The organism is Xanthomonas sp. LMG 12461 (genome assembly GCF_009192935.1).
GTDB classification, from domain to species: domain Bacteria; phylum Pseudomonadota; class Gammaproteobacteria; order Xanthomonadales; family Xanthomonadaceae; genus Xanthomonas_A; species Xanthomonas_A sontii.
On record NZ_NQYT01000026.1, the window covers coordinates 79,031 to 94,307 of the forward strand.

The window sequence follows — 15,277 nt, forward strand, 5'->3', positions numbered from 1 at the left end:
TTCCGGCTGTCTGGCTTACCTGATCCCCAAGGTTGCTGGCAACGGCACTCGTCATGGCGGTCTCCCCTCAGGTCACTATAAGGCGAGCGGACTAAGCGGAGACAGGGGGGCGACACAACCTGCTTGCAAAATGGCGAACGACGGATGCCGTAACTACCCGCCAACAAAAGGAATTCGGGAGCCGTCGGTCCAGTCCATCATCGGCGCAACGGACAGGCGCAGCGAGGCGGCGTAGCGCGCGGGGAGATCGGCGGCGGGGAGCGGAAGCGTCATCGGCACGGCGGACGGGCGCCACCGGCATTCGCCGCAGCGCCAAGTCATTGGCTTAGGGATCAACAGCTTACACGTTCGCCATGGACGCTGCCGGGACCTAGCGACAAAAACGCACTGGCGCTTGACCCGCCGCCGCATCCGGCCTATCGTGCGCTCGCCGAAGGTATTCATCGCTTCATTCGGATGAAGGGATGAATTTAAACGGGAATCCGGTGACGGCCGGCGCCGCAAGCGCCTGCCCATTCCGGAGCTGCCCCGCAGCGGTGAATGGAAACGACCTCCGTCAATGGCACTGGGCCGGCGCATGCCGGCCTGGGAAGCGACGGACAGTAGGTGCGCAGCCAACGTGGTGCGCGTGTCCATCAGCCCGAATACCGGCCCCGGCCGGAGGACCGTGCGTCCTCCGATTCGACCTGGCGCCTCCGCGGGGAGGCGGCCGGACCGCGACCCGGCCTTGCGCCGCGCCGCGCCGTCCGCCTGCCCGCGCGGTACCGGTTCGCCCGCGGGGGCGAAGGTCGCTGGCGTGGCGGGCGGTCCGTGCGAACGGGACGCGCGGCGCGCGGTTCCTTCGTTCCTCAATGCCCTTGAACGCAATGAGGAAACGCAACATGACGATCGTGACCAATCTGGGCTTCCCGCGCATCGGTGCGCGGCGCGAGCTCAAGCAGGCGCTGGAACGCTACTGGCGCCGCGACATCGACGGCGCGCAACTGCAGGACACCGCACGCGAGCTGCGCCTGCGCCACTGGCAACTGCAACGCGAGGCCGGGGTGGACGTGCCGCCCAGCAACGACTTCAGCCTGTACGACGCGATGCTCGACACCGCGTTCCTGTTCGATGCGATCCCGCAACGCTACCGCGCGCTGGCCGATGCCGATCCGCTGGCCGGCTACTTCGCGATGGCGCGCGGCACGCAGGAACACGGCCTGGACCTGCACGCGCTGGAAATGACCAAGTGGTTCGACACCAACTACCACTACCTGGTGCCGGAGCTGGCGCGGCGCCAGCACTTCCGCCTGCGCGGCGACAAGCCGGTGGTGGAGTTCCTGGAAGCCAAGGCGCAGGGCATCCAGACCCGGCCGGTGCTGATCGGGCCGGTGACCTTTCTGGCGCTGTCCAAGACCGTGGACGGCAGCGACCGCTGGGCGTTGCTGGACAGCCTGCTGCCGGTGTATGCCGAATTGCTGCAGCGCCTGCATGCGGCCGGCGCTGGCTGGGTGCAGCTCGACGAACCGGCGCTGGTATTGGACCTGGACGAGGCCGCACGCGCTGCCTATCGCCGCGCCTATGATTTCCTTTCGCAGGCGCCGCGGCCGAAGCTGCTGTTGACCAGCTACTTCGGCGAGTTGGGCGACAACCTCGAGCTGGCGATGGCGCTGCCGGTGGACGGCATCCACGTGGACCTGGTGCGCGGCGTGGCGCAACTGGACGCGGTGCTGCAGGCCTTGCCGGCCGGACGCGTGCTCTCGGCCGGCCTGGTCAACGGCCGCAACGTGTGGCGCACGCCGCTGGACAACGCGCTGACCCTGGCACGCTACGCCGCCGGCCATGTCGGCCGCGAGCGGTTGTGGCTGGCGCCATCGTGCTCGCTGCTGCACGTGCCGGTGGATCTGCAGCAGGAGACCAAGCTGGACCGCGAACTGGTCGGCTGGCTGGCCTTCGCCAGGCAGAAGCTGCAGGAACTTCGCACCCTGGCCGATGCGCTGGACGACCAGCCGCAGGCGCAGGCGGGGCTGGACGCGGCGCGCGATGCGTTGGCCAGCCGTCGCGCCTCTGCGCGCGTGCATCGCGCCGAGGTGGCGCGGCGGGTGGACGCGCTGACCGACGACGCCGGCCGCCGGCAGTCGCCGTACGCGCAGCGCCGGCAGGCACAGCAGGCGGCGCTGCGGCTGCCGCTGTATCCGACCACCACGATCGGCTCGTTCCCGCAGACCGAGCAGGTGCGGCAGGCGCGTGCGCAGCACAAGGCCGGCAAGCTCGACGATGCCGCCTACGACGCGTTCCTGGCCGCCGAGACCGAACGCTGCGTGCGTGCGCAGGAGCAACTGGGCCTGGACGTGCTGGTGCACGGCGAGTTCGAGCGCAACGACATGGTCGAATACTTCGGCGAGCAGCTCGACGGCTTCGCCTTCACCCGTCATGGCTGGGTGCAGAGCTACGGCTCGCGCTGCGTGAAGCCGCCGATCATCTACGGCGACGTGCAGCGCCCGGCGCCGATGACGCTGCGCTGGACCACCTACGCGCAGTCGCTGACCGAGCGGCCGATGAAGGGCATGCTGACCGGGCCGGTGACGGTGCTGCAGTGGTCGTTCGTGCGCGACGACCAGGAGCGCGCGCAGACCTGCCGGCAGATCGCGCTGGCGCTGCGCGACGAGGTGCGCGACCTGGAGGCGGCCGGCATCGGCGTGATCCAGATCGACGAGCCGGCGATACGCGAAGGCCTGCCGCTGCGCCGCGCCGACTGGCAGGCGTACCTGGACTGGGCGGTGCAATGCTTCCGCATCGCCGCGGCCGGCGTGCGCGATGCCACGCAGATCCACACCCACATGTGCTACTCGGAGTTCAACGACATCATCGAGGCGGTGGCGGCGATGGACGCGGACGTGATCTCGATCGAGACCTCGCGCTCGCGCATGGAACTGCTCGATGCCTTCGTGCGCTTCCGCTACCCGAACGCGATCGGGCCGGGCGTGTACGACATCCACTCGCCACGCGTGCCGAGCACGCAGGAGATGGTGGCGTTGCTGGAGAAGGCGCGTGCGGTGCTGGATCCGCAGCAACTGTGGGTCAATCCGGATTGCGGGCTGAAGACCCGAGGCTGGGCGGAAACCCGCAACGCGCTGCAGGCGATGGTGGCGGCGGCGCAGCAGTTGCGCAGCCAGCACGCGCAGGCGGCGTGACCTGGCGATGCCCGGCGCCACGTGCGTCGGGCATCGCTGCGCTTGCAGCATGTCCGGCATCCCAGTTCGGCGCGCATTGCTGCATTGCGTCTTTGTCCGGCAATGTGCGCTGGCTATAACCGCAGGCGAACGCGTGGCGAGGGGGCGCTGCGTCCTCGCCGACGTGCTGCCGGCGGCGCACTGCGTCGCGGTCTCCGGCATGTGCGTCTGCTTCTCAGCACCGCCAGGGAGAGCGCGTCATGCCGAAGCTGTCGAACCTGTCCGCCGTCTGCGTCCTGTGTCTCGTCGTCCCCGCCGCCGCGCTGCACGCGGCCGAACTGATTCCCAAACAACTGGCCGGACCGCCCGAGGAGTTCGCGCAGATGCGCGCACCCGCCCCGGCGGAAGCGGCGATCCTGTCCAAGAGCGCGTTGCTGCCGGTGGAATTCTCCGCCGCGCGCAGCGGCGGCCCGGCGCAATGGCACACCACCCTGCCGGTGGAGAACGGCAAGCTGCGCTTCGTGGTGCTGTCCGGCGACCACGATTGGCAGCCGCGGCTGAACGCACCGGCCACGGCCAGCGCACGCATGGGCACCGCCGCCACGACGCCGCTGCTCGCGCCCAGCGCCAAGGCCACCCAACTGGGCGCCGGCGGCGCCGCACTGCCGGCTCGCGAGTACCGCGTGGACAGCGCCGCCAACGGCGACTGGACCCTGACCCTGCAGGCCGACGGCAGCAGCACGGCGCAGCGTGGCTACGTGCTGATGGAGGGCGATCCACGCACGCAACTGGCGTCCTATCCCAGCGACCGCGCGCAACTGCAGCGCGGCCAGCGCATCGGCCTGACCGCCCTGCTCGGCGGCATCGATGCGCAAGGCGGCGTGTCGCTGGCGCGTAGCGCCGGCAGCGGCCGCATCGACACCGCGCAACTGCGCGTGATCGCGCCGGACGGCTCCGTCAGCCAGTGGCCGATGGCCGACGACGGCCGCCACGGCGACGGCGCCGCGGGCGATGGCGTGTATGCCGGCGACTTCCCGGCGACCGCCACCGGCACCTACATCGCGCAGGTGGTGGTGCATGGTCACGACGCCGGCGGCCAGGCGTTCGTACGCACCAGCGAGCACGTGCTGCCGGTGCTGGACACCACCTTGCGCATCACCGCCGATGCCGTCGTCGCCAGCGCACAGCCCGGCACCCGGCTGACCCTGCCGATCCCGGTGCGCATCGGCGGCGGCCAGGCGCCGACGCACTACCGCGTGCTCGGCGAACTGTGGGGCACCGGCCGCGACGGCAGCGCGGTGCCGGTGGCCTGGCTCGGCGGAATGCTCGCGCCGCAGGACGGACGCCTGCCGCTGAGCGTGGACGAACGCTGGATCGTCCGCGCCGGCGCGCGTGCGCCGTTCACCCTGCGCAACCTGCGCGTGGAGGATCCGGACAACTTCGTGCCGCTGGCCACGCGCGCGACGTTGCCGCTGACCCTGCCGGCGCTGCGCCGCAGCAGCGTGGCGCGTAGCACCGGCGCGATCGACGAGAGCATGCGCATGGGCGAGCGCCCGGCGCAGCTGAGCACAGCCGCCACCACCGACATGCAGGCGCAGGCCACCGGCAAGCGCCTGGTGCTGGTGCACGGCTACTGCTCGGGCGGCGTGTGGCCGGTGGCGCAGTTCACCAATGCCTCCGCGTTCCTGGACGTCAACCAGAACCGCAGCAACGACCAGTTCGCGCAGCGCCTGGCGCAGTTCGGCAGCCAGTGGAACTCGTTCGGCACGGTGGCGCACAGCCAGGGCGGCATGGCCGCGCTGCATCTGTACGTGTACTACTGGAGCGGCCTGGACAACGCCAGCGGCGGGCGGGTGATGCAGTCGGTGGGCACCCCCTACCAGGGCACCAACCTGGCCGGCATCCTGGCCACGGTGGGCTCGTGGTTCGGCGTGGGCTGCGGCACCAACAACGACCTGACCTACGACGGCGCCAAGGCCTGGCTGGCCGGCATCCCCAACTCGGCGCGGGCGCTGGTGAACTACTACACCACCTCCTTCGCCAAGACCAACTGGTACACCAACGACTACTGCAATGCGGCCTCGGACCTGGTGCTGAGCGATCCGGAGGACGGCACCGTGGAGCAGGTCAACGGCCAGCTGCCGGGCGGCGTCAACCGCGGCCACACCACCGGCCAGTGCCACACCACCGGCATGCGCGATCCGGCGCAGTACCTGGACGCCAGCCGCAACGCGACGATGAACGCCAACGCGGCGCGTTGAGGGCTGGGAATGGGGAATCGGGAATGGGGAATCGGCAGAGCGAACGCCGCGCTGCGGCTGCTGATGGTCCCCTTCCCTATTCCCGACCCCCATTCCCAGCTTCATCGGAAATGCCACCGTGCAGTGACTGGAGAGCGGGGATGATCGTCGATGCAGACGGTCGGCACCGCGACCATGGATTAGGGCAAGCCGGTGCTTAGCCGCTGTTGCTGTTGCTGTTGCTGCTCCCCATTCCCGATTCCCGAATCCCCACTCCCCGCCTCACCGAAATACGACCGTGCGATGCCCATTGAGCAGGATGCGATGCTCGACGTGACGGCGCACGGCGCGGGCCAGCACCTGCGACTCGGTGTCGCTGCCCAGGCGCACCAGTTCGCGCGGGGTCATGGCGTGGTCCACCCGGGCCACGTCCTGCTCGATGATCGGGCCTTCGTCCAGGTCGCCGGTGACGTAGTGCGCGGTGGCACCGATGATCTTGACCCCGCGTGCGTGCGCCTGGTGGTACGGCTGCGCGCCCTTGAAGCTGGGCAGGAAGCTGTGGTGGATGTTGATCGCGCGTCCGGCCAGGGCCGCGCACAGGGTCGGCGACAGGATCTGCATGTAGCGGGCCAGCACCACCAGGTCGATGCGTTCGCGCTCGACCAGCGCCAGCAACTGCGCTTCCTGTTCGGCGCGGTTGGCGGCACTCACCGGCAGGTGGTGGAACGGCACGCCGTAGGACCCGGCCAGCGCGGCGAAGTCGGGATGGTTGGAGGCCACCGCGGCGATGTCCACCCGCAACTGCCGGCTGTGCGCGCGGAACAGCAGATCGTTGAGGCAGTGGCCCTGCTTGCTGACCAGCACCAACAGGCGCGCGCGGCGGCGCGCGTCGTGCAGTTGCCAGTCCATCGCGTAGTCGGCGGCCAGCGGCTCCAATTGCAGCTTCACCGCGGCGACGACGCCGTCGGCCGGCACGTCGAAGTGCACGCGCAGGAAGAAGCGGCCGCTTTCCTCGTCGCCGAACTGCTGCGCGTCGAGGATGTTGCAGCCGTGCTCGAACAGCAGGCCGCTGACGCGGTAGACGATGCCGGTGCGGTCCGGGCAGGACAGGGTCAGGATGTAGTCATGGCGCATCTGCGGATGATAGGGGACCCGTACCCTCACCCCAACCCCTCTCCCGGGGGAGAGGGGCTTATTGCTCCCTTCTCCCTTCGGGAGAAGGTGCCCCGAAGGGGCGGATGAGGGTTCGGGCGAAGCCTCGTGCAGTCGAAACACCGCATGCGCTGCGCGCCCGGACCCTCACCCCAACCCCTCTCCCGGAGAGAGAGGGGCTCAGCCATGCTTACCCGGAAACAGGATCGAAGCTGACGCCTCACCCAGGACGCTGCTCACTCGCCTGCGCTCACTCCGGGCGCAGGCGCAGCGCCAAACGGCGGTTGACCTTCTCCAGGCGCGCCAGCGAATCCTCCACCGACATGCCGACCGCTTCGTGGGTGGTGATGTGCGCACGCAGGTGCGCCGGATCGTCCAGGTCGCCGCGCACCAGGAACACGTTCTCACCATCCTCCACGTCGCCGATCTCGCGGCTGAGCACCACGTGGTCGACCTGGTCGAAACCGTATTCCTTGGCCAGCGGCAGCAGCCGCGCCACCATGCGCTCGCTGATCGCGTCCGGCGCGCGCCCACAGGCGGCGTCCAGCGCATGCACGCCCTCGCGGATCTGCGCGTACAGGAGATGGTCCGGATGCTCCGGGTGATCGGGCCCGGGCACGGGCTCGCGCACCACCGCGCGCGGTGGCTGGATCGGGGCTCTGTCGCCGGGATCGGACGAATTCGGACTCATGGCATCCTCCTGTGATGCGCCAGCAAATCGCCGCACCTTAGCGGCAAGCGCGCGCCAGGCTCAAGCGGGTGCGCAGTGTGCGGCATGCGCCGCCAAGGTCCGCTGAAGATCCGTCGGCGCTTCAGGTCTGGCCGGCGCGGCGCGCGGCGACCTTGGCCAGTGCCGCCCAGTCGAGGTCGCCGTCGCCGTGCGCGATCGCCTCGATGAAGGCATCGCGCAGCACCGCCGCCAGCGGCATCGGCACGTGCCGGGTCTCGCCGGCGTTCAACGCCAGGCGCACGTCCTTCAGGCCCAGCGTGGCCTTGAAGCCGGCCGGGCTGTAGCGCTGTTCGGCGATCATGCCGCCGTAGGTCTGGTAGGCCGGGGCGGCGAACACGGTGCTGGTGAGCATGTCGAGGAAATCGGCCGCTTCCACGCCGTGCCCGCGCACCAGCGCCGACGCCTCGGCCATGGTGCCGATGGCGCTGGCCAGGCACAGGTTGGCGGCAAGCTTGACCGCGTTGGCCTGTTCCGGGGCGGCGCCGAAATACCAGGTCTTGCGTCCGATGACGTCGAGCAAGGGCTGCACCCGCGCCAGTGCCGCGGCGTCGCCGGCGGCGAGCAAATTGAGCTGGCCGGCCGCGGCCACCTCCACCCGCCCCAGCACCGGCATCGCCAGGTAGGCGACGCCGCGCTCGGCATGCAGCGCGTGCAGTTCGCGCGCCAGCGTCACCGAGATGGTGGCCATGTTGACGTGCACGCTGCCGGCGGTGAGCGCGTCCAGCGCGCCGCGATCGAGCAGGGTTTCGCGCACCGCGGTGTCGTCGGCCAGCATCGAGAACAGCACCGGCCCGCGCACCGCATCGGCCGGTTGCGCGGCCTGCTGCGCGCCGGCCTCGAGCAGGGGCTGCGCCGCCGCGGCGCTGCGGTTCCAGACCGTCAACGCATGGCCGGCGCGCAGCAGGTTGAGCGCGATCGGCTGGCCCATCGTGCCCAGGCCGAGAAATCCAATCGTCGTCATTGCAGGCTCCCTGAAGGAATCGAAATGGAGGACGCCACCAGCGCGCGCGGCGCGCCGGTCAGGCGTCGAACACGCCGCGCGCCGCATGCGGCTCGCAACGCAGGTATTGCGGCGACGGGCGTACCCGCGCGCCCAGCGCGGCGGCCGCGTGCCACGGCCAGCGCGGATCGTAGAGGATGCCGCGGGCCAGCGCGATGGCATCGGCACGGTCCTCGGCGAGGATGGCCTCGGCCTGCTGCGGCTCGGTGATCAGGCCCACTGCGATCACCGGCATGCGCACCGCGCGGTGCAGCGCCTCGGCCAGCGGCACCTGGTAGCCGGGCGCCACCGGAATGCGCTGACGCCGGTCCAGCCCGCCGCTGGATACGTGCAGATAATCGCAGCCCTGCGCCTGCAATGCCTGCGCCAGCGCCTCGCTCTGCGCCAGGTCCCAACCGCCGTCGACCCAGTCGGTGGCGGAGATGCGCACGCCCACCGCGATGCTCGGCGCCACCGCGGCGCGCACCGCCGCATGCACGCGCAGCAGCAGGCGCATGCGGTTCTCCAGGCTGCCGCCATAGGCATCAGCGCGCTGATTGCTCAGCGGCGACAGGAACTGGTGCAGCAGGTAGCCGTGTGCGGCATGCAATTCGATCAGCTCGAAGCCGAGTCGCTCGGCGCGCCGCGCCGACGCCACGAACGCCTCGACGATGGCGTCGATGCCGGCCAGGTCCAGCGCCTGCGGCGACGGGCCGTCGTCGGCGAATGCCTGCGCCGACGGCGCCACCGTCTGCCAGCCGTTCGGCTGCTCGGGCGCGATCGCGCCGCCGCCGTCCCAGGGCTTGTGCGTGGACGCCTTGCGCCCGGCATGCGCGAGCTGGATGCCCAGCGGCATCGGCGACCAACGCCGCACCGAACGCAACACCGTGGCCAGCGCCGCCTCGGTGGCGTCGTCCCATAGGCCCAGATCGGCGTAGCTGATGCGCCCGCGCGGCTCCACCGCGGTCGCCTCCAGGATCAGCAACCCGGCGCCGGACTGCGCCAGTTGGCCCAGATGCTGCACATGCCAGTCGCTGGCACGGCCGTCCTCGGCCGAGTACTGGCACATCGGCGCGATCACGATGCGGTTGGACAGCGACAGCGGCCCCAGCGCGAGGGGCGAGAACAAGTGACTCACGATACGGATCCATGGAAACGCCGCGCGCGGCGCGGCAAGCGACCATTGCACTCCTGCCATGCGGCGCGATCAACCACTGCCGATGGATCAGTTCGTGCCGGGATTCGGAACGCGCGCCGCCGCCGGCAGCAGGAAGGACAGCGCCTGCGCGCACGGCTGCTCCAGCTTCAGGCTCAGCAGATCGTCGCCGCGGGTGCGGCCCAGGTTGACCGCGGCGATCGGCAGGCCGGCCTTGGCCGCGGCCTGCACGAAGCGGAAGCCGGAATAGACCATCAGCGACGAACCCACCACCAGCACCGCGTCGGCGCGCTGCAGATGCGCGAAGGCGCTGGCCACACGCTCGCGCGGCACGTTCTCGCCGAAGTACACCACGTCCGGCTTCAGCACGCCGCCGCAGTGCGTGCAGGCCGGCACCACGAAGCTGGCGAAATCCTCGCCCTCCAGGTCGGCATCGCCGTCGGGCGCCGGCGCGGCCTGCAACGTCGCCCACTGCGGGTTGTGCTGCAGCAGGTGCTGCTGGAACGCCTCGCGCGGCATGCGCCGCTCGCAGCCCATGCAGCGCACCACGTCCAGACGCCCGTGCAGGTCGATGGTGGCGCGGCTGCCGGCGGCCTGGTGCAGGCCATCCACGTTCTGGGTCAGCAGCACTTCGACCTGGCCGCGCGCTTCCAGCTGCGCCAGCGCGGCATGGGTGGCATTGGGCCGGGCATGGCCGAAGCGCGGCCAGCCGAGCAGGCTGCGCGCCCAGTAGCGCTGCCGCGTCGCCAGCTCGCCCATGAAGGCCTGGTAGGTCACCGGCTGCGCACGCTTCCAGTCGCCGGCGGCGTCGCGGTAGTCGGGAATGCCCGAGTCGGTGCTGCAGCCGGCACCGGTCAGCACGAACAGGCGCCGATGGCGGTCGACGAACGCTTCCAGCGCGGACGCCGCTGGCTGTGCGGACGCGGGGTGATCCTGCAGCAACTGCGACATCAGGCGGCTCCCGTCGGTGTGAAGGCGCGCGCCATTGCGGCGGCCGTGCCGCTGTATGTAGTGCGTGCTGGCCGGCAACACAAGGCCTGTGATTGCCGCAGGTGTGGACAGCGCTCGGCACGAACGACGGACCGGCGGCGGCACAGGGTCAGGGTCAGGCAGCGCGCGGACGGCACAGGTCTGGTGCCAACGCGGCTCCCATCACAACGGGTTGGCGACCTCGATCAGGTTGCCGTCCGGATCGCGAAAGTACAGCGACAGGATCGGGCCGCGGGCGCCGGTGCGTTGCACCGGCCCGTCCTCGATCCGCACGGCGGCAGCGCGCAGTTCCTCGGCCACCTGCGCCAGCGGCGTGGCGGTGAGAAAGCACAGATCGGCCGAGCCCGGCGTGGGCACCCGCGCCTTCGGGTCGAACGCGTGACCATGCCGATGCAGGTTGATCTTCTGCGCGCCGAACGCCAGCGCCTTGCGGCCTTCGCCGAAGGTCACCACGCGCATGCCCAGCACCTGCGCATAGAACGCGCAGCTGGCGTCGATGTCGGCGACGGTGAGGACCAGATGGTCGAGATGGTCGATCTGCATTGCGGAATGCTCGTTGGAGGGCGGCTCACTCGCCGCGCGGCGGATGCGGCCCGAAGCGGCCGTAGGGGCGGCTGTCGTCGGCGCCGCGGCGCAGCACCTGCGCGGCGACCAGGCCGATGCCCAGCAACACCAGGCAACACGCGACCAGTGCGCTCCAGCCGCCGTGCTGCCACGCCGCGCCGCTGAGCGAGCCGATCACGCTGGCGCCGGCGTAGTACGCCAGCAGGTACAGCGACGCGGCATGGCCCTTGAACTGCCCGCCCAGGCGCCCGACCCAGGCGCTGGCCGCCGAATGCGCGACGAAGAAGCCGATGGTCAGCAGCACGATGCCGGCGATGACCGGGACCAGCGCATGCGCCAGCGTCAGCGCCACGCCGAGCGCCGCGATGGCGATGCCGGCCAGCACCACCGGGCCGCGGCCGAACCGGTCCGACGCGGCGCCGGCGACCGAGGACGACACGATGCCGAACACGTAGGCGCTGAAGATCATGCCGAGCTGGCTCTGGCTCAGCCCGAACTCCGGCCCGCCCAGGCGGAAGCCGGCGTAGTTGTAGACGCTGACGAACACGCCCATCGCCAGGAACGGGATCGCGAACAGCCACGGCAGGTGGCGATCGCGCAGATGCCCGCCCCAGGCGCGCAGGTGGAAGCGCAGATTCACTCCCTGGCGGCGCACGAAGTGCCGCGACGGCGGCAGCAGCCACACGAAGCCGACCGCGGCCAGCAGATCCACCGTGCTCAGCGTGGCCAGCGCGACGCGCCAGTCGAAGTGGTCGGTGAGCATGCTCATGCCGATGCGGCCGACCATGCCGCCGAACGCATTGCCGGCCACATACAGCCCGGTGGCAGCGCCGAGCCGGCTCGCCGGCAGTTCCTCGGCCAGGTACACCATCGCCACCGCCGGCACGCCGCCCAGGGCGATGCCGGACAGCGCGCGCACCACCACCAGGGATCCCCAGTGCGGCAGGCACGACGCCAGCAGGTTGAGCAGCGCGGCCAGCGCGATCGACACGAACATCAGCCCGCGCCGTCCCAGCGTTTCCGACACCGCGCCAGCGCAGAAGATCGCGATCGCCAGGCCGCCGGTGGCCAGCGACAGCGGCAGCGAACTGGCCGCCGCGCTGAGCCCGAACTCGCGTGCGAACTCGGGCAACAGCGGCTGCACGCTGTACAGCAGCGAGAAGGTGGCGAAGCCGGCCAGGAACAGCGCCAGGCGGATGCGCAACAGCGGCGCATCGTCCACGGCGTGCACCGGCGGGCATTGGCTGGAGGCGTTCACGGTGTGGGTCGCGGCGGAAAACGGATGGCCAGTATTCGCCTGCCGTCACCCGGCGTCCAATATATGATCGCCCCACTCTCCATATGTTCTGGATATGACATGGAACTGCGCCACCTGCGCTACTTCCTGGCCGTGGCCGAGGCCGGGCACTTCACCCGCGCCGCCGCGCAGTTGGGCATCCAACAACCGCCGCTGAGCCAGCAGATCCGCGCACTGGAGGAGGAACTGGGCACGCCGTTGTTCGTGCGCACGCCGCGCGGCGCCGAACTCACCGATGCCGGCCGCGCCTTCCGCACCGAAGCCCGGCGCGTGCTCGCCGACCTGGAACGCGCCGGCGATGCCGCACGCCGCGCCGCACGCGGCGAGAGCGGCGTGCTGCGGCTCGGCTTCACCGCCTCGGCCGCGTTCAACCCGATCGTGCCGACCCTGGTACGCGGCTTCCGCCGCGGCTGGCCGGCGGTGACCCTGGCGCTGGAGGAGACCAACACCGCCGGCCTGCTCGCCGCGCTGCTGCAGGGGCGGCTGGATGCGGCCTTCATCCGCTACAGCGTGGCCACGCCCTCGGAACTGCAGTTGCTCAAGCTGCCCGACGAGCCGATGAAGATCGCCGTCCCGGCGGCGCATCGCCTGGCCAGGCGCCGCCGCGCGCCGCTGTCGGCGTTGGCCGGCGAACCGTTCATCCTGTTCCCGCGCAGCTTCGGCACCAGCCTGTACGACGAGATCCTCGATGCCTGCCGCCAGGCCGGCTTCGAGCTGAAGATCGAACAGGAAGCGCCGCAGATGTCGTCCATCGTCAACCTGGTGGCCGCCGAACTGGGCGTGTCGGTGGTCCCCGCCTCGACCGCGCAGGTGCAGTTGCCCGGCGTGCGCTACCTGGACATCGAAGGCCGCGTGCCGATGGCGCGCCTGGCCCTGGCCGCGCTGCCGGCCACCGCACAGGCGATGCCGATCGTGCGCCACCTGTGGCAGTTGGCGCAGGGGCATGCGGCGGGCAGGCGTGGGTAGGGGGCTGCACTCCCCTAGCAGCAATGCAGGAACGGCTTTAGCCCCGAAGGGCTTTACCGATAGAGCTTATCGCTGCTAACGCTCACTCGTGCGGCTGTGCTTGTCCGACGTGTAAATCAAGCAGCAGCAACAGCAACAGCAAAGGCTTTCGCCTTGCGGCGAGTCACTTTTCTTTGCTTGTGCAAAGAAAAGTAACCAAAAGAAAGCACACCCTGCCTACGCGCCCTCCACGCTACGCGCTCCGGGTCCGCGTCCAGCACGGGGATCCGCGGAAGGGGCATCCTGCCCCTGCCGCGGACGGCGTACATCCATGTACGCCGCCCTTCGGGTGTTTCCCCGCACTGGCCGCCGCTGCGGAAGGGAACCGGCCGGTAAGTCAAAAGCCGAAGCAACAGCAAAGGCCGAAGCGACTGCCGCTGCAGTGCACGCCCGCGTCATTCCAGTGTCCGCCAGCGAATGCGCTCCGCGTGGTAGCCCATGTCGGCTGTTGATCGCGGTGGACACGCAACGACGTTGGTTTTCGAAGAAGCTGCAGGCGCGGTTGTGCGTGGCTTACAGGTGGCTGTGCCGGCGTGCCGAGGTCAGGCGCATCACCATGCAATGACGTATGTATGCGCGGTATCCGCAATAGCTTTTGCTATTAATGTTGCGTTGGTTTTTGACTTACTGGGTTCCCTTCCGCAGCGGCGGATGGACCGGGGAAAAACCCGAAGGGCGGCAGGGGCAGGATGCCCCTTCCGCGAATCCCCGGTGCATCCGCGGACCCGGAGCGCGCAGCGCGGAGGGCGCAAGGCAGGGCGCGCTTTCTTTTGGTTACTTTTCTTTGCACAAGCAAAGAAAAGTAACTCGCCGCAAGGCGAAAGCCGTTGCTATTGCTATTGCTATTGCTGTTGCTGCTTGATTTACGCGTCGGACAAGCACAACCGCAAGAGTGAGCTTTGGCAGCGATAAGCTCTATCGGTGAAGCCCGTCGCGGCTGAAGCCGCTCCTATGAGATACGAGGTACGAGGAACGCGACGCGCTCAGCCCAGATGCGTGCGCACCGCTTCGTCGATCTTGGCCGGCGGCACGAAGCCTGGCACCCGCGCCACTTCCTCGCCCTGGCGGAACAGCATCAGCGTCGGCGTCTGGCGCAGGCCCTGCGCGCGGAAGAACTCCTCGCCCACGTCTTCCATCTTCACCTTGAGCAGGGTCACGCCCTGCGCGCTCTCGCCCTCGGCGAAACGCTCCAGCGACTTGTCGAGCATGCGGCAGCCGGGGCAGTTGTCCTTGTTGAAATCGGCCAGCACACGCGGGTGCGCGGCGAGGGCATCGGCGAACTGTTCGGCACTGGAGACGGTGATGGTGGTGAGCATGGAACGAAACCTTGTCTGATGTCGGAAGAAGCCCGGCGTGCGATGGGGACGCCGGCGATGCCAGGAAAACGGATGAACGACGACGGCGTCAGCCGCTGCCAGGCAACGGCAATACCCTCGCAGCGAAGCCAGCCGCGCCCGCGGAAACCGGCTCGGCAGCGGCCACCGGCACTGCGCCTGCCAATGACGCGCGCGCCGCGCGCAACGCCAGCACCTGCGCGCACCACGCGTCGATCGCAGCGTTGTCGCGGTCGCCATGCGGCATCTGCTCGATCTCCAGCAATGGATAAACACTGTCGAAGAACCGCGCGATGCGCTTGACCGCCCCGCAGTAGTATTCCAGCCCCCACTGCGTTTCGCCGGTGCCGAACGCCGCCACCTCGATCGTCTTGCCGGCCGCCTCGACCAGCTCGGCGATATAGCGCTTCATCTCCGCCGGCGTGCGCCCGGCGTTGTCGCTCCAACTGCCGAGCAGATGCAGGTCGAAGTCCGCCGCACGCGCGGCGTCGCCGAGCGCGCCCTGCAACGTCTGCAGGTCGGTGTGGATCCAGGTGACCGCGTGCCCGGCCGCCTCGCACTGCGCATGCACGCGGCGGGCGACGTCGCGGGTGTTGCCGCTGAGCGAAGCGTAGGCGAGCAGGATGTGCATGGGGCGGGGATTCGGGAATGGGGATTCGGGATTCGTCAGGGCGGGGT

General features: G+C 69.8%; 12 protein-coding genes and 1 riboswitch. Of the genes, 3 read left to right on the forward strand and 9 right to left on the reverse strand.

Going from position 1 to position 15,277, the window contains the following annotated elements:
- Positions 1–417: 417 nt before the first annotated feature.
- Positions 418–671, forward strand: a riboswitch (cobalamin riboswitch).
- A gap of 210 nt (positions 672–881) precedes the next feature.
- Both metE and CEK68_RS07415 read left to right on the forward strand, forming a co-directional pair.
- Positions 882–3,173 carry a 5-methyltetrahydropteroyltriglutamate--homocysteine S-methyltransferase gene (gene metE, locus CEK68_RS07410; protein WP_152239007.1) on the forward strand — a complete coding sequence of 764 codons (2,292 nt, stop codon included), beginning with the start codon at positions 882–884 and terminating at the stop codon, positions 3,171–3,173.
- A gap of 239 nt (positions 3,174–3,412) precedes the next feature.
- Positions 3,413–5,413 (forward strand): choice-of-anchor X domain-containing protein, encoded by a 2,001-nt coding sequence (locus CEK68_RS07415; RefSeq protein WP_152181582.1) that lies wholly within the window; start codon positions 3,413–3,415, stop codon positions 5,411–5,413.
- A gap of 261 nt (positions 5,414–5,674) precedes the next feature.
- Here the strand turns inward: CEK68_RS07415 and purU are convergent, their stop codons facing one another.
- The 7 genes from purU to CEK68_RS07450 form a co-directional block, all read right to left on the reverse strand.
- On the reverse strand, positions 5,675–6,526 hold the full coding sequence (purU, locus tag CEK68_RS07420; RefSeq protein WP_152239008.1) for a formyltetrahydrofolate deformylase: 852 nt from the start codon (positions 6,524–6,526) through the stop codon (positions 5,675–5,677).
- A gap of 268 nt (positions 6,527–6,794) precedes the next feature.
- On the reverse strand, positions 6,795–7,235 hold the full coding sequence (locus CEK68_RS07425; protein WP_017908683.1) for an XVIPCD domain-containing protein: 441 nt from the start codon (positions 7,233–7,235) through the stop codon (positions 6,795–6,797).
- Between the two features lie 121 nt (positions 7,236–7,356).
- Positions 7,357–8,235, reverse strand: coding sequence for an NAD(P)-dependent oxidoreductase (locus tag CEK68_RS07430; RefSeq protein WP_152239009.1), 879 nt, complete (start codon positions 8,233–8,235; stop codon positions 7,357–7,359).
- A 58-nt stretch (positions 8,236–8,293) separates the two neighbouring features.
- Positions 8,294–9,451, reverse strand: a complete 1,158-nt coding sequence (locus CEK68_RS07435) for an NADH:flavin oxidoreductase/NADH oxidase (RefSeq protein WP_193314132.1) — start codon at positions 9,449–9,451, stop codon at positions 8,294–8,296.
- 27 nt (positions 9,452–9,478) lie between these two features.
- Positions 9,479–10,360: an NAD-dependent protein deacetylase gene (locus CEK68_RS07440; protein WP_152181578.1), complete on the reverse strand. Its 882-nt coding sequence runs from the start codon at positions 10,358–10,360 to the stop codon at positions 9,479–9,481.
- A gap of 201 nt (positions 10,361–10,561) precedes the next feature.
- Positions 10,562–10,942 carry a VOC family protein gene (locus CEK68_RS07445; protein ID WP_152239011.1) on the reverse strand — a complete coding sequence of 127 codons (381 nt, stop codon included), beginning with the start codon at positions 10,940–10,942 and terminating at the stop codon, positions 10,562–10,564.
- 25 nt (positions 10,943–10,967) lie between these two features.
- A complete protein-coding gene (locus tag CEK68_RS07450; RefSeq protein ID WP_152239012.1) occupies positions 10,968–12,221 on the reverse strand; it encodes an MFS transporter in 1,254 nt (417 codons plus the stop codon).
- A gap of 99 nt (positions 12,222–12,320) precedes the next feature.
- Here CEK68_RS07450 and CEK68_RS07455 point away from each other — a divergent pair, with 99 nt between their 5' ends.
- A complete protein-coding gene (locus CEK68_RS07455; protein ID WP_152239013.1) occupies positions 12,321–13,226 on the forward strand; it encodes a LysR family transcriptional regulator in 906 nt (301 codons plus the stop codon).
- Positions 13,227–14,248: 1,022 nt separating this feature from the next.
- Here CEK68_RS07455 and CEK68_RS07460 read toward each other — a convergent pair.
- Both CEK68_RS07460 and CEK68_RS07465 read right to left on the reverse strand, forming a co-directional pair.
- Entirely contained in the window at positions 14,249–14,581 is a 333-nt protein-coding gene (locus CEK68_RS07460) for a thioredoxin family protein (protein ID WP_017911175.1), read from the reverse strand.
- Between the two features lie 88 nt (positions 14,582–14,669).
- Entirely contained in the window at positions 14,670–15,230 is a 561-nt protein-coding gene (locus CEK68_RS07465; protein ID WP_152239014.1) for a flavodoxin, read from the reverse strand.
- Positions 15,231–15,277 lie beyond the last annotated feature (47 nt).

Excerpts from the sequence above, each read along its gene's own strand:
- CEK68_RS07455 (WP_152239013.1), top strand. The coding sequence starts at position 12,321 with ATGGAACTGCGCCACCTGCGCTACTTCCTGGCCGTGGCCGAGGCCGGG.
- CEK68_RS07465 (WP_152239014.1), bottom strand. The coding sequence starts at position 15,230 with ATGCACATCCTGCTCGCCTACGCTTCGCTCAGCGGCAACACCCGCGAC.
- metE (WP_152239007.1), top strand. The coding sequence starts at position 882 with ATGACGATCGTGACCAATCTGGGCTTCCCGCGCATCGGTGCGCGGCGC.
- purU (WP_152239008.1), bottom strand. The coding sequence starts at position 6,526 with ATGCGCCATGACTACATCCTGACCCTGTCCTGCCCGGACCGCACCGGC.
- CEK68_RS07425 (WP_017908683.1), bottom strand. The coding sequence starts at position 7,235 with ATGAGTCCGAATTCGTCCGATCCCGGCGACAGAGCCCCGATCCAGCCA.
- CEK68_RS07440 (WP_152181578.1), bottom strand. The coding sequence starts at position 10,360 with ATGTCGCAGTTGCTGCAGGATCACCCCGCGTCCGCACAGCCAGCGGCG.
- CEK68_RS07445 (WP_152239011.1), bottom strand. The coding sequence starts at position 10,942 with ATGCAGATCGACCATCTCGACCATCTGGTCCTCACCGTCGCCGACATC.
- CEK68_RS07430 (WP_152239009.1), bottom strand. The coding sequence starts at position 8,235 with ATGACGACGATTGGATTTCTCGGCCTGGGCACGATGGGCCAGCCGATC.
- CEK68_RS07435 (WP_193314132.1), bottom strand. The coding sequence starts at position 9,451 with ATGGCAGGAGTGCAATGGTCGCTTGCCGCGCCGCGCGCGGCGTTTCCA.
- CEK68_RS07460 (WP_017911175.1), bottom strand. The coding sequence starts at position 14,581 with ATGCTCACCACCATCACCGTCTCCAGTGCCGAACAGTTCGCCGATGCC.
- CEK68_RS07415 (WP_152181582.1), top strand. The coding sequence starts at position 3,413 with ATGCCGAAGCTGTCGAACCTGTCCGCCGTCTGCGTCCTGTGTCTCGTC.